The sequence below is a fragment of the Caballeronia sp. HLA56 genome, assembly GCF_054655155.1.
Genome location: NZ_BAAHOB010000005.1, coordinates 858,582 through 872,503 on the forward strand (window position 1 = coordinate 858,582; position 13,922 = coordinate 872,503).

At 61.4% G+C, this 13,922-nt stretch carries 13 protein-coding genes; 6 read left to right on the forward strand and 7 right to left on the reverse strand.

The genetic code is table 11. From position 1 onward, the window contains the following. Window positions 1-5: 5 nt before the first annotated feature. Window positions 6-1,286, reverse strand: a complete 1,281-nt coding sequence (locus ACYQ47_RS23590) for an MFS transporter (RefSeq protein ID WP_244826354.1) — start codon at window positions 1,284-1,286, stop codon at window positions 6-8. A gap of 115 nt (window positions 1,287-1,401) precedes the next feature. Then, window positions 1,402-2,526, reverse strand: coding sequence for a mannitol dehydrogenase family protein (locus tag ACYQ47_RS23595; protein ID WP_459907177.1), 1,125 nt, complete (start codon window positions 2,524-2,526; stop codon window positions 1,402-1,404). Window positions 2,527-2,778: 252 nt separating this feature from the next. Here ACYQ47_RS23595 and ACYQ47_RS23600 point away from each other — a divergent pair, with 252 nt between their 5' ends. Next, window positions 2,779-3,477 carry a FadR/GntR family transcriptional regulator gene (locus tag ACYQ47_RS23600; protein ID WP_250465782.1) on the forward strand — a complete coding sequence of 233 codons (699 nt, stop codon included), beginning with the start codon at window positions 2,779-2,781 and terminating at the stop codon, window positions 3,475-3,477. Window positions 3,478-3,527: 50 nt separating this feature from the next. On the opposite strand, the gene ACYQ47_RS23605 is transcribed toward ACYQ47_RS23600, so the two are convergent. Beyond that, window positions 3,528-3,848, reverse strand: a complete 321-nt coding sequence (locus tag ACYQ47_RS23605) for a DNA-binding protein (RefSeq protein ID WP_244826352.1) — start codon at window positions 3,846-3,848, stop codon at window positions 3,528-3,530. Between the two features lie 389 nt (window positions 3,849-4,237). Here ACYQ47_RS23605 and ACYQ47_RS23610 point away from each other — a divergent pair, with 389 nt between their 5' ends. Continuing rightward, window positions 4,238-5,107: a class I SAM-dependent methyltransferase gene (locus tag ACYQ47_RS23610; protein WP_309844526.1), complete on the forward strand. Its 870-nt coding sequence runs from the start codon at window positions 4,238-4,240 to the stop codon at window positions 5,105-5,107. Here ACYQ47_RS23610 and ACYQ47_RS23615 read toward each other — a convergent pair whose 3' ends face one another. Together ACYQ47_RS23615 and ACYQ47_RS23620 are read right to left on the reverse strand one after the other, a co-directional pair. Continuing rightward, window positions 5,108-5,665 (reverse strand): DUF1415 domain-containing protein, encoded by a 558-nt coding sequence (locus ACYQ47_RS23615; protein WP_459907180.1) that lies wholly within the window; start codon window positions 5,663-5,665, stop codon window positions 5,108-5,110. Then, window positions 5,662-6,306 carry a TetR/AcrR family transcriptional regulator gene (locus ACYQ47_RS23620; RefSeq protein WP_459907182.1) on the reverse strand — a complete coding sequence of 215 codons (645 nt, stop codon included), beginning with the start codon at window positions 6,304-6,306 and terminating at the stop codon, window positions 5,662-5,664. Before ACYQ47_RS23620 ends, ACYQ47_RS23615 begins: the two co-directional genes overlap by 4 nt. A gap of 127 nt (window positions 6,307-6,433) precedes the next feature. On the opposite strand from ACYQ47_RS23620, the gene ACYQ47_RS23625 reads away from it, so the two are divergent. Continuing rightward, window positions 6,434-7,717 carry an MFS transporter gene (locus ACYQ47_RS23625; RefSeq protein WP_459907184.1) on the forward strand — a complete coding sequence of 428 codons (1,284 nt, stop codon included), beginning with the start codon at window positions 6,434-6,436 and terminating at the stop codon, window positions 7,715-7,717. Between the two features lie 210 nt (window positions 7,718-7,927). Then, a complete protein-coding gene (locus ACYQ47_RS23630; protein WP_459909283.1) occupies window positions 7,928-8,524 on the forward strand; it encodes a nitroreductase family protein in 597 nt (198 codons plus the stop codon). Between the two features lie 49 nt (window positions 8,525-8,573). On the opposite strand, the gene ACYQ47_RS23635 is transcribed toward ACYQ47_RS23630, so the two are convergent. After that, on the reverse strand, window positions 8,574-10,061 hold the full coding sequence (locus ACYQ47_RS23635; protein WP_459907186.1) for an MFS transporter: 1,488 nt from the start codon (window positions 10,059-10,061) through the stop codon (window positions 8,574-8,576). Window positions 10,062-10,258: 197 nt separating this feature from the next. Here ACYQ47_RS23635 and ACYQ47_RS23640 point away from each other — a divergent pair, with 197 nt between their 5' ends. Next, window positions 10,259-11,533 carry an Hsp70 family protein gene (locus ACYQ47_RS23640; protein WP_244828124.1) on the forward strand — a complete coding sequence of 425 codons (1,275 nt, stop codon included), beginning with the start codon at window positions 10,259-10,261 and terminating at the stop codon, window positions 11,531-11,533. A 64-nt stretch (window positions 11,534-11,597) separates the two neighbouring features. On the opposite strand, the gene ACYQ47_RS23645 is transcribed toward ACYQ47_RS23640, so the two are convergent. Beyond that, the gene (locus ACYQ47_RS23645) at window positions 11,598-11,801 is read right to left on the reverse strand and encodes a cold-shock protein (RefSeq protein ID WP_016346375.1); all 204 of its coding nucleotides are present in this window, start codon (window positions 11,799-11,801) and stop codon (window positions 11,598-11,600) included. A gap of 476 nt (window positions 11,802-12,277) precedes the next feature. On the opposite strand from ACYQ47_RS23645, the gene ACYQ47_RS23650 reads away from it, so the two are divergent. Continuing rightward, a complete protein-coding gene (locus ACYQ47_RS23650) occupies window positions 12,278-13,870 on the forward strand; it encodes an APC family permease (RefSeq protein WP_250465772.1) in 1,593 nt (530 codons plus the stop codon). The last annotated feature ends 52 nt before the right edge of the window (window positions 13,871-13,922 follow it).

Genomic DNA, 13,922 nt, shown 5'->3' on the forward strand with positions numbered 1-13,922 from the left:
TTTTCTTAGATCGTGGAGGGAGCGCGCTTGTCGGCGAGGGCTTCCGTTTCGGCGCGGTTGAGCGGTTCGATCTTGCCGACAATTACAAGATAGCTGAACGCGCCGAGAAAGCAGAAGCCGCCTGCAACACACAGCGGAATGGTGAAAGAGCCTTTCGTCATTTCGACCATGACGCCCGTGAACGTCGTGATGACGATACCCGCCAGGTTCGACGCGAAATTCTGAATGCCACCGATGGACGCAACGTGTCCCGGCGTCGGTGCAACATCGCCCGGCAGCGACCAGATGCTGGCCGCGGCGAACGCGAGGCTGCCGTACGCAACGCCGAAAAAGCCGAGCATCAGATAAATGTTCGTGGTGAACGCCGAGAGCGTGATGACCGACGACAGCAGCATGCCGCCGACCATGCAGGTCTTGCGCGCCGCCGTGAGGCTCCAGCCGCGCTTGAAGAGCGAGTCGGACACGACGCCGCCGAGCCAGCCGCCCGGGATGGACATCAGCGCCGGAATCATGCCGAGCGTGCCGAGCGACTTGAGCGAGAAGCCATGCGTCTGCACGAGATAGCTCGGGAACCAGGTGATGAAGAAATAGATCACGAAGTTCAGGCAGAAGAAGCCGAGCATCATGCCCCACAGCGTGCGGTACTTGAAGAGCGAGCCCCACGAGACCTTGTTCTTCGGCGCGACCGGTTGCGGCGGGACATCCACGGGACCGGTGAGGTCGCCGAGCGACTTATTACGGTAAATGAGGAACCAGCCCAAGATCCACACCGCGCCGAGTGCGCCAGTGATGACGAACGACGCTTCCCAGCCCACCGAGCTGATGATGAGCGCAACGACGGGAATCGACAGCGCGGAACCGACACGCGAGCCGCTATCGAAGATGCTGGTGGCAAACGCGCGCTGCTGCGGCTTGAACCACTGCGCGACGAGCTTCGCGCACGACGGATACGCGCCCGCTTCGCCGACGCCCAGCATCAGCCGGCAGCCGAACATGCCCGCGACGCTCGTCGCGGTGGCGGTGAGCGCCGTGAACACCGACCACCAGCCCACCGCAAGCGGCAGTGCGATTCGCGCGCCCACGCGGTCAACGAACCAGCCGAAAGGCATCTGCATGAGCGCGTAGGTCCAGAAGAAGCCGCTCAGGATGAAGCCCATTTCCGCCGGCCCAATGCCGAGCGCCTTCTCAATCTGCGGTGCAGCCACGGCCAGATTCGCGCGATCGATGTAATTGATCGCGATGGCCAGAAAGGCCAGAAATATCACTACCCAACGCATTTTGCGCATCGTTTGTCTCCTCGGGATGATGGCATTTCATTTCTGCCGGCCCGAACCGCCATGCCGACGCGGTGAGCCGTGATTCAAAAACGGTGTGACGGGAGTCCGCGTTCTTTGGCGGATCTCAATGCGCGTTCAATGCATCGCGCAGGCGCCTTTGTTCGATATCGAGTTCGAGTTCGGCGGCGAAATCGATCACAGGTTGAAAACGCCGCACTTTCTTCTCGTCGTGATTGCGCGCGATATCCGCGAGCTTGTGCACGAGAAACGGGTTCTCGAAGCGGTCGCGCACGCTCGCGAGATAGTCGCTTGCCACGTCGCCCTTGCCGAGCGCGACAAACACCGGCAGCACTTCGTCGCGCCAGGTGGCTTCGAGCGGCTCGCGGTACGCGGAATCGCGCATCGCGTCGAGCACGGTCATGTCGGGCGCGCCGCCGCGCGTGCGCCAGATTTCCGCGAGCATCGTGTGGCCGAGGTTGAGCAGCAGCAGTTTCAGGCGCTCGTAGTGCGCGAGGTCGTCGGTGACGACGATGTCTTCGTGTTCGCACGGCAAGGTCATGCCCGCTTGCCGCTCGATTGCCCACAACGCGTAAGGCTCGGCAATCGCGCCGACCGGCAGGATCGGCTCCGACACGATGCGGTCCACGAGCGAATTCACCCAGACGCAATCGTTCGACAAGTAAGCGATGAACGCGTCGTCCGCATTCCATTTGCGAGCCAAGTCGAGCACGAGGTCGCGCAAGGTGTCGCCGTTACGCGAGACGAGTTCGCACGGCAACAGCGTGATCGGCGCCGCGCTCGCCTTGAAGCGTGCGTGCAGCAGCACGGCGAGCTTGGCCGCGAATCCGCGCGGCGTACGCGCGCCATCGAGCAGGTCGGCCGTGTCTTCGTCGAAAAGGGCGTAACCCGTGTCGGCCGTGTTCGAGACGATCACCTTGACGTCGCGTTCCATGCGTTCTAGCAACAGCGGCCAGTCGTCGTTTGCGTGCAGCGCTTCGGTGATCGAATCGCATTCGATGGTGGTGTCGACGGTCGCGTCGCGCTCGCGTCCGCGAATGCGTACCGGATAGCGGCCCGTGGCGCGCAGCGCATCGACGCGCGCGCGGCTGTCAGGACTCGACGTGGTCTGCACGACGGTGATCTTGCCGAGCGCTTTCGCAGGATCGCGCCGCGCGGCTTCGGCCACGAAGAAGTCGACGTGCGCTTGCAGAAAACGGCTCGTGCCGAACTGGAGAATCGGATTGGTCATGTCGGGCGGCTATCGCGCCATCGCTCGATGCGACGGCGAAGTACATGGGGGATTTGTCGTTGGGAACGGTTCCAGACAGCCGTAAAAAATATGGCCCATCTGGCCTTACCGAAATGCATACTAGTGGCTCGAATTGGAATTGGTCAAGCCACTTGTAAGCGTTTGAAAATGGTCGAACGCGCTTCGTACGGTGCGTCAACCCTTCCGCTGATTACAATCCACGTTTTCCCCGAGACATGCAGGAGTGTGCACGTGAGTGTCAAACCAGTCGAAACGCGTCGCCTCTACCTTCAGATCGCCGATAAGCTGCGCGCTCTGATCGAACAGCAGGACTTTGCGCCGAACGGCCGGTTACCCTCCGAACGCGAACTCGCGCAGACGTTGGGCGTGTCGCGGCCTTCGGTGCGCGAGGCGCTGGTTGCGCTGGAACTGGAAGGGCGAGTCGAGATTCGCATGGGCTCGGGCGTCTATATCTGCGCGACGCCCGTGGCGAAGCCGCCCGCCACCGAGGCGGAACTGGGCGAGAGCCCGATCGAGATCATGAATGCGCGCAGCGTGATCGAAGGCGCAATTGCCGCGAATGTCGCGCCGTTTGCCAAGCCAAAGGCATTGAAGACGCTACGCGCCGTCTACGAGACCATGGCGCGCGAAGTCGAAGCGGGACAAGTGCCAATGAGCGCCGACCGCGCGTTTCACGTTGCGATCGCGCAGATGTCGGGCAACGACGTGCTGGTCAGGACAGTGGGCAGTCTCTATGACGAACGGCATAGTCCGCTGTCATCCACGTTACGCGGACATTTCGAGGGGGAGGAAACCTGGGCGGCCGCGCTCGGCGAACATCTCGAGATTCTCGAGGCGCTCGAAGCGCGGGACGCGGTGCAGGCTCAAGCCGCGATGCAGCGGCACATGCGCAAGTCGGCCGAGCGTCTGATGACACGGCGCAAAGGCTGAAACCGGCGCGCCTTCAAAGACGAACCGGTTCTCTCGAAAGTTAGCCCGCGTTAGCCGGGATACGCTTCATCGACCTTCAGGCCAGCCAGCTTGAAGATCACGCGCAGTGTCTGCGGCGCGATCTCGCGGCGCGAGGCGAGCGTGGTCAGGACGAAGTCCATCACCTTGGCGTACTTCAGCATGGTCAGACACGATTCGATATCCGTGGAGCCGTCGCGCATCGATTCGGCGAGACGCAGCATCTCCACCGAAATCTCTCGAGCCATTTCAAGTTCGAGTTGTTGCTTCTCGCTCCAGGCGGGCATCGTGGTCAGCGCCGCGAGCATCTCCTGAAACTGCTTTTCTGCTTTCTTGTCGGGGATCGCGTCCATCGCCGTCCTCTCCATGTTCATGGCGCCGGCGAGTCGCAATCGCCGCGCTGAGTGTTAGGTGTTACGTAACGAAAGCCGCTCGCGGGTGACGACGCGTACTGCGTTGTCGAGGCGTGGCTTTGCTACCTGCTTGTTGCTCTTCCTTGCTGCATTGGCGCGCCGGGCTTCCTCCCCACGCTGCGCATCGTCCCGGCCAGATCCGCATACCGGACAATGCACGAAGTGTTCCAAGCGTTTTCTAGCCGTCTTGCATCGCCGGTCGACTTGGGCGGAACAAGAGCGTCTTCGCGCTTTTGGGTAAACTTCTCCTTTCGAGTCGGCAGAACCAGCGGTTAGCGCACATTCGGCGCAAACTAGCCTCGTTTTTTAATTTCCACGTCACTTTCACGATGGCCAAGAAGTCCTCCGCGTCGGCTCCGGGCACCCCCGACCCCACTACAAAGCACGAAATCCGTCCAGGTCAGTCGATCGAACTGCTGAAGGAACTTCATATCCTCACGCGCGACGGCAAGATGAATCAGGACAGCCGCCGCAAACTGAAACAGGTCTATCACCTCTATCAGTTCATCGAACCGCTGCTTGCCGACGTTCACGAACGCCAGGGTTCGGTGTCGCTTGTCGACCATGGCGCGGGGAAGTCTTACCTTGGGTTTATTCTCTACGATCTGTTCTTCAAGACTCTGCGCGATCGGTCACACATCTACGGTATTGAGACGCGTGAGGATCTTGTTCAAAAATCGGAGGAATTGGCGAAGCGGCTGGATTTCGAGGGAATGTCGTTTCTGAATCTGTCGGTGGCCGAATCGATTGAATCGAATCTGCTGCCGGATTCCATCGATATCGTGACCGCGCTGCACGCCTGCAATACCGCGACGGACGACGCCATCCAGTTCGCTCTGCAGAAGAACGCGAAGTACATCGTCGTGGTGCCGTGTTGTCAGGCGGAAGTCGCGTCAGTGCTGCGCAAGAACAAGGGGCATGCGCTGTCGAAGAACGTGCTGACGGAGATGTGGCGGCATCCGCTGCATACGCGCGAATTCGGCAGCCAGATTACGAATGTACTGCGCTGCCTGCAGCTCGAATCGCACGGATATCAGGTCAGCGTGACGGAACTTGTAGGCTGGGAACATTCGATGAAAAACGAGCTCATCATCGCTCAGTTCAAGGACTTGCCGCGCGCCCGGCCCGCGCAACGGCTGTCGGATGTGCTCGAAACGCTCGGGCTGGACGAGTTGCGCGAGCGCTTCTTCGCGCACTGATCAGTCGCTTTTCATCCACGCCGCGAAACCTTCGTGACCGAGGCGACGCAGCGTTTCCATGTTGCGTTCGTAGATTTCGGCGGCGTCGGGAAAGGCATCCACTGCGCGGTCGATGCTCGCTTCGCGCAGCAAATGAAAGATGGGATACGGCGCCCGATTCGTATAGTTCTCGATGTCGTCGGGCTCGCTGCCTTCGAATCGATATTGCGGATGAAAGCTCGCGATCTGCAGTTCTCCGGCAAGGCCCATGTCGTTCAACAAGCGGTCGGCGAAGAACAGCGCGTCGTTGTAATCGGTGAAGTGCGCAAAGGCGTGCGGCGTGATGAAAAGCGTCGTGTCGATGTCTTTTGCATCGCTTTCGCGCAAATGGCGCAGTTCGTCCGCGAGTTCCGCGACGACATCTTCCACGCCGCGCGCGTCGCTCACGACATAGCGAATCTGTCCCTTCACATGCACGCTCTTGGCAAAAGGACACAGGTTCAAGCCGATGACAGCGCGGGTGAGCCAGTGGCGCGTGGCCGCGATCACTTCTTCTTCGCGGGTGCTACGGTCGTTCATGGTGCATCCTGAATAAGCGGTCTGCAGGCCGCGTCGATCAACGTGCGCGCAATACGAGGCGCCGCGCGCATCGGCCCCGAACCGGGACCGTAAGTCTGGCTCGTCGCGTAGACGCCATCGACGAGCAACGCCAGCGATTCTGCCAGTTCGACGGGATCGGCGGCGCCCGCAGCGGCCGAAATCTCGGTGAGCCGCGTGATCAGATAGTGCTTGTTGCGCTCGACGGATTGCCGCGCGGGATGCGCTGGATCGCCGAATTCGCACGCGATGTTGAGAAACGGACAGCCGCGGTAATCCGGCACCGACGCGCGCCCGACGAGATCCTCGAGCGATTGAACGAGTTGCTCGGCCGGCGCGCCCGGATGCTTCTCGACGCTTGCCTCGAAGCGCTTGCGGAATCTTTCGTCCATGCGCTGCAGATACGCGGTGACGAGTTCGTCTTTCGAAGCGAAGCGCCGGTACAGGCTCATCTTGTTGACGCCCGCGCGTTCGACGACGGCATCGACGCCAATCGCGCGGATGCCTTCGCGATAAAACAGTTCCTGCGCGGCATCGAGCAATTGTTCCCGAGCCTGCACGCCGTCGGTTCGCACACTGCGGCGAGCAGGGGTTTTCGGCTGGTCGGCGGGAGTTCGTGTCACAGTCGCATCCTTGAATATTGCTTGGGTCTTGACATGTTACCGATCGGTAACTAAGCTCGCAACTCTGATGTGACAGGTCGGTAACGTCACGGCGCGTAAAACACGAAATTCACGGAACGGAGCAGCGATGACTTGGGTAGCGAGACGGCTTGGCGGCCGCGTGCATTATGGCTGGATCGCAGTGGGCGTCGTTTTCCTGGTGTTGCTGGCGGCGGCCGGCACGCGCGCGACGCCGAGCGTGATGATGTTGCCGCTCGAAAAACAGTTCGGCTGGTCGCGCGGAACCATTTCGCTCGCCATCTCGATCAACCTTGCGCTTTACGGCCTGACCGGACCGTTCGCCGCTGCCGCCATGCAGCGCTTCGGCGTGCGTCCGACCTTGCTCGCCGCGCTTACGACCTTGGCCGCGGGCGTCGGCCTCTCCTCGATGATGACCGCGCCCTGGCAGATGATCGTGATCTGGGGCGTGATGGTCGGCGGCTCGACGGGCGTGGCGGCGCTCACGCTTTCGGCGACGGTGGTGAATCGCTGGTTCACGACGCATCGCGGGCTTGCAATGGGCATTCTCACCGCCAGTTCGGCGACCGGGCAGCTCGTGTTTCTGCCGTTTCTCGCGGCGTTGTCGGAGCATCACGGCTGGCGGCCGGTGGTTTTCGTCGTGGCCATAGCAACCGCAGTCGTCGTGCCGCTCGTCGCGTGGCTTCTGCCGGAGCGTCCGTCGGATGTCGCGCTGCGACCCGTCGGCGAGAGCCCGGACGCGCCGCCCGCCGTCATTCCGCCACCGAAAAATCCGATCAAGGTCGCATTCGGCACGCTCGGCATGGCGAGCAAGACGCGCGATTTTTGGCTGTTGTTCTTCAGCTTTTTCGTCTGCGGCGCGAGCACGAACGGTTATGTCGGCACGCATCTGATCGCGATGTGCTCCGACTACGGCATGACGCAGGTGCAAGGCGCGACCTTGCTCGCGGCGATGGGCATTTTCGATTTGTTCGGCACGACGCTTTCCGGATGGCTTTCGGATCGCTTCAACGCGCGCCTGCTGCTGTTTTGGTACTACGGCCTGCGCGGGTTGTCGTTGATCTATCTGCCGTATGCGTTTGGCATCGACTTCTTCGGCTTGCCGCTTTTCGCGGTGTTTTACGGGCTCGACTGGATCGCGACCGTGCCGCCGACGGTGCGCCTCGCCACCGATGTCTACGGCAAGGAGTCGGCGCCGATCGTCTTCGGCTGGATCGTGGCGGGGCACCAGCTGGGCGCGGCGTTCGCGGCGCTGGGTGGCGGCATGCTGCGGTCGAGCCTCGGCAGCTACACCGTGGCGACGATGATCTCCGGCGGTCTTTGCCTCGTCGCAGCCGTTACGGTGCTGCGGATCAATCGCGCGGGGCGGTCGATGGGCGTCGCCGCCACTTGAGCGCTTTTGCGGACGTGTGAGTCCGTGACTTATCCTTGTCGTTCGATACCTGAACGGCGCGCATTGGGCCGATGCGCGCCGTTTGCCCTTTTGAGGGCGGCGCGAGGCAACGGTGCTGTATTGAAGTGGTAGCGTTGTGCGGTTGACTGCTGCAAACCGTTATCGTGATGGGCAGGCCTCGCTTCTTCCAATCGCCGAAGGATTTCAATGATGACCGCCAAACCCGCCGCAACCGAAGTCGATATCCACGAACTACTCGCGGGCCGCTGGAGCCCGCGCGCGTTCTCCGACGCGCCGCTGAGCCGCGAGCATCTGCATAGCCTGCTCGAAGCGGCGCGCTGGGCGCCTTCATCGAGCAATTTGCAGCCTTGGCGTTTCATCGCGTTCGATCGGCATCGCGACGAAGCCGCGTTCCAGCGCGCGTTCGAAACGCTCGCGCCGTCCAATCGGACATGGAATGTTCGCGTGCCCGTGCTGGTCTGCGTGACTGCGTCGACGCTCACGCCGAAGGGCGATGTCAGCCGCACCGCGCTCTACGACACCGGCGCGGCCGCGATGGCGCTCGTGCTCCAGGCGCACGCGCTCGGACTCGCGACGCATCAGATGGGCGGCTTCGATCGCGACGCGTTCCGCGCGGCGTTCGAGATTCCGCCGGAGGTGGAGATCATCGCGATGGTCGCAGTCGGTCATCACGGCGACGCGAATCTTCTCGACGACGCGCTTCGCGAACGCGAGGCCGCGCCGCGAGCACGCAAGGCGCTGGGCGAGACCTCGTTCGAAGGCGCGTGGGGAAAGGGTTTCGAGTGAAGCCAGGCTTACGCGGCGCGGGTGCGCTTGACTGCGGATGTGTACGACATCACCCCTCATCCGCCGATGACAGCGGCCGCGCAACATCTTCCAGAGACTTGCGCTCCGCCGCCACGCCCCAGATGCCGGCCACGACGGCGGCCGCGATCATCAGCGCCGAGCCGATCAGATAGCCGACGAACACCGCGCCACGCTGATGCGTATCGATGAGTTGCCCGAACAGCGCCGGCCCGATGATCCCGCCGAGCGCCGTACCGAACGCATAAAACACGGCGATGGCAAGCGCGCGAATCTCCAGCGGAAACGTCTCGCTGACCGTCAGATAGGCCGAACTCGCCGCCGCCGACGCGAAGAAGAAAATTACCATCCAGGCTATGGTCTGCGTGGTCACGGAAAGCATTCCGTGCATGAACATCCATCCGCTGATCGTGAGCAGCACGCCCGAGATCGCGTAAGTGAAGGCGATCATCCGGCGTCGGCCAAGCACGTCGAATAGCTTGCCGAGCAGAACGGGGCCGAGAAAATTGCCCGCTGCGAACGGCAGCACGTACCAGCCGATGTGATCGCCCGGCACGTGATAGAAGTCCGTCAGCACGAGCGCGTAAGTGAAAAAGATAGCGTTGTAGAAGAACGCCTGCGCGGTCATCAACATGAGGCCGACCAGCGAGCGGCTCCGATGCACATGAAACAGCGTGTGCGCGACTTCCGAAAGTGGCGTGTGCTCGCGCATCTTTAGGCGCAGCGGCTTGATCGGCGTGTTCGGTATTTCGACGCCGTGGTTGCGAAAATGCGCTTCGATGTCCTCGACAATCTGCTTCGCTTCATCGACGCGGTTATGCGTGATGAGCCAGCGCGGACTTTCCGGCACCCACATCCGCATGAAGAGAATGGTGAGACCGAGCGCTGCGCCGATCAGAAAGCACCCGCGCCAGCCCCAATCGGGCGGCATCAGGCCCGGATCGAGCAAAACGAGCGAACCGGCCGCGCCAATGCCCGCGCCAATCCAGAACGTGCCGTTAATGGCGAGATCGGTCCAGCCGCGCAAACGCGCGGGCGTGAATTCCTGGATCGTGGAATTGATGGCCGTGTATTCACCGCCGATGCCCGCGCCCGTCAGAAAGCGGAACAGCACGAAACTTGCGAGATCCCATGAGAACGCGGTTGCGGCGGTCGCGGCCACGTAGAGAAAGAGCGTGATGAAGAAGAGCTTGCGTCGTCCGAGCCGGTCGGTGAGCCAGCCGAAGCCAAGCGCGCCGACCACCGCGCCTGCAATGTACGCGCTGCCGGCAATGCCGACATCCGTGTTGTTGAAGTGCAGCGCCGGGCTCGACTTCAATGCGCTCGCCACCGCGCCCGCGAGCGTGACTTCGAGCCCGTCGAGCAGCCACGTGATGCCGAGCGCGAATACGATCAACGTATGAAATCGTCCCCAGGGCAGACGATCGAGCCGTCCCGGTAAATCGGTTTCTATGATGTCGGATCGATCGCTGGCGCTCGCGGTCGAACGATTTTCCTGCGGTAAGGTAGTGTCGTTCATTAGCTCGTGCCCGCCGCATCCGCGCGCGCAACAGTGAATAAATTGCCGCTTTGGCGAGCAAGTTGCATTCCGCGCCGGTTGAAGCGTCGTGGCGGTTCCAGACGGGTTCGAATGCGGTTGATGCATGCCGCCGAACATGCTACAAACCCTGTCCACTTTTGAATGCGGCGTTGCCTCGTAACGCTGCCTCGATGTCCATGACCTACTGTGCGATCGATTTTGGCACGTCGAATTCCGCCGTCGCCGTGCCTGCCGCGATTCAGGCGCAGACGCAGGGTGGCCATTCGATCCGGCTGGCTCCCGTCGAGGGCGAGGCAACCACGCTTCCGACGGCCGTCTTCTTCAACACGGACGAAAACAGCCAGTCCTATGGCCGCGCCGCGCTCGAATCGTATATAGACGGCTTCGACGGCCGCCTCATGCGTTCGATGAAAAGCATTCTCGGCTCGCCGCTCGCCGACACTAGCACCGATCTCGGCGACGGCTCCGCCATCAAGTACACGGACGTCATCACGCTTTTTCTGCAGCATCTGAAGCAGAAAGCACAGGCGGTCTCGCCAAGTCCGCTCGATCGCGCGGTTCTCGGCCGTCCGGTCTTTTTCGTCGATGACGATCCGCGCGCCGACCGCCTCGCGCAGTCGCAACTCGAAGCGTGCGCGCACGCCATCGGCTTGCGCGAGATTCACTTTCAATACGAACCGATCGCCGCCGCATTCGATTACGAAGCGCGCCTGACGCAGGAAGGGCTCGTGCTGGTCGCGGATATCGGCGGCGGTACGTCCGACTTCTCACTCGTTCGCGTGGGGCCCGAGCGCGCTCGCCAGCTAGACCGAAAAAGCGATGTCCTCGCGCATCACGGTGTGCACGTGGCCGGCACGGATTTCGACCGGCGCGTCGAGCTGACGACCGTTTTGCGCGAACTCGGTTATCAGACGCTCGATCCGCAAGGGCGCGAAGTGCCGAACCGCGTGTATTTCGATCTGGCGACGTGGCATCTGATCAATACCGTCTACACGCCCAAGCGCGTGAGCGAATTGCAACTGATGCGCCACCTTTACACCGAACCGCGTCTGCATGACCGGCTAATGCGCGTCGTCGATCGCAGGCTCGGGCATGCGCTGACCGCGCACGCTGAGGAGGCGAAGATCGACGTGGCGGCGGGCGGCGTAACCGAGATCGACATGGAAGAGGTGGAGGAAGCGCTGCGCGTCGCATTCGACGAAGCGCAGCTGATCGAAGCGGGAGCGGACGAGACGCGGCGTATCGTCGAAGCGGCGCTGGAAACGGTGAAACGCGCGGGCGTGGCGAACGCGGATGTCGGCGCCGTGTACTTCACGGGCGGCACCACCGGTTTGCGCTTTCTGTCCGATGCGCTCGCGGCGGCTTTTCCCGGCGCACGAGCCGTATTCGGCGATCGACTTGCCAGCGTGGCGACGGGTCTCGGTATTTACGCGCAACGCGTCTTTACCTGATCGCGCTCGTTCCAGATGCAAAAAACCCCGCCGAGGCGGGGTTTTCTTTAAGCCGGATAAAAACTTACGCCGGCTTGATGTTCGCTGCTTGCTTGCCCTTGGGGCCAGTCTTCACTTCGTAGGTAACCTTTTGGTTTTCTTGAAGTGTCTTGAAACCCTCAATGCGGATTTCCGAGAAGTGTGCGAACAGATCTTCGCCGCCGCCATCCGGGGTGATGAAGCCAAAGCCCTTTGCGTCATTAAACCACTTGACGGTACCGGTTTCCATGTTACTTATTCCAAAAAATTGATGAATGAGGCCGAAGCCAAGGGTGCATGAAGATCAAGGAAGGGGCAATGGGACCAACCGGAGTACCGCGATGGCGAACTACGAAAGAACCACAAGTCACTCGCCACTTGAAATCCTGCAAGAAGGTTTATACGGCTAATCGTTTTCGCGGTCAAATAATATCCGACTGCCGCGCAGGGACTTTTTGAGATATCGCAACGTATCTTACGAATCTTTCATAATTTCACTGCCAACTGTCTATCACCGCCGTGTGGTAGCTTTCATCGCGCAAAAACTGATGAAAGCTGACAAACCTTCGCTGCATTCGAAAGGTGCAACCGTTACACTACGCGCCAACCTGCCAAGGTTGCACCAAAATCGCCCTATCACCGGACCGTAGGCCGGCATCGCGCGCGGCGGATGTGCATTCGTGCGCCTGACCTCCAAGCGCAAGGCGAGAGACACTGGAGAACAATGTGAAGAGTTCGATACAACGAAATATCGGGCCGATAGCACTCATGCTTACCGGCCTCGGTTCCATCATCGGTTCAGGCTGGTTGTTCGGCGCGTGGAAAGCGGCCAAGATCGCCGGTCCCGCAGCCATGGTCGCGTGGGTGATCGGCGCGGTCGTCATCATGGCGATCGCTCTTACTTACGCGGAGTTGGGCGCGACGTTTCCCGAATCCGGCGGCATGGTGCGTTACGCGCGCTATTCGCATGGCGCGCTCGTCGGTTTCATCAGCGCGTGGGCGAACTGGATTGCCATCGTCTCGGTCATTCCGATCGAGGCCGAGGCATCCATTCAATATATGAGCACGTGGCCCTATGAATGGGCGCATGCGCTCTTCGTGAATGAAACGCTCACGACTTCAGGGCTGATCCTCTCGGCGCTGCTCGTGGTCGTGTACTTCATGCTCAACTACTGGGGCGTGAAGGTGTTCGCGCGCGCCAACTCGACAATCACTGTCTTCAAGTTCCTGATTCCCGGCCTGACCATCGCGGGCCTCATCTATACAGGGTTCCATTCCGAGAACTTCGGCACGGTGTCGAGCTTCGCGCCCTATGGCTGGCCGGCCGTGCTGACGGCGGTGGCGACGAGCGGCATCGTGTTCAGCTTCAACGGCTTTCAAAGCCCGGTCAATCTCGCGGGCGAGGCGCGCAATCCGTCGCGGAGCATCCCGTTCGCCGTGATCGGCTCGATTCTGATCGCGCTCGTGATCTATGTATTGCTGCAAGTGGCCTACATCGGCGCGGTCAATCCCGCCGATGTCGCGAAGGGCTGGTCGCATTTCAACTTCGCGTCGCCGTTCGCGGAACTGGCGCTGGCGCTGAATTTGAACTGGCTCGCCGTGCTTCTTTATGTCGATGCTTTCGTGAGCCCGAGCGGCACCGGCACCACCTACATGGCGACGACCACGCGCATGATCTACGCGATGGAGCGCAACAACACGATGCCGAAGATATTCGGCAACGTGCATCCGTTCTACGGCGTGCCGCGTCCCGCGATGTGGTTTAACCTGTTCGTCGCGTTCGTGTTCCTGTTCTTCTTCCGGGGTTGGGGCACGCTGGCGGCGGTGATTTCGGTGGCGACGGTCATTTCGTATCTCACCGGGCCTGTGAGCCTGATGGCGCTGCGCCGCGCCGCGCCGGATCTGGAACGGCCGGTCCGCTTGCCGCTAATGGGCTTGGTCGCGCCGTTCGCGTTCGTCTGCGCGTCGCTCGTCCTGTACTGGGCAAAGTGGCCGCTGACCGGCGAAATCATCCTGTTGATGGTCGTCGCGCTGCCCGTGTACTTCTACTTCCAGGGCAAGACCGGCTTTGCGGGATGGGGCCGCGATCTGAAAGCCGCGTGGTGGCTGGTGGCGTATCTGCCGACAATGGCCGTCATGTCGCTCATCGGCAGCAAGGAATTCGGCGGAAGTGGCGTGTTGCCGTATGGCTGGGACATGGCGCTCGTCGCCGTGCTCGCGCTCGTGTTTTACTTCTGGGGCGTCCACACCGGTTATAGGACGGACTATCTGGATGAACGCGAAGCGCACGAAGACATTCAGCACGAAGTCGGCGCGTAAACAGATCGTCGACGAGAAGCGGTAAAACGAAGCCCGCCTGAGCAATCAGGCG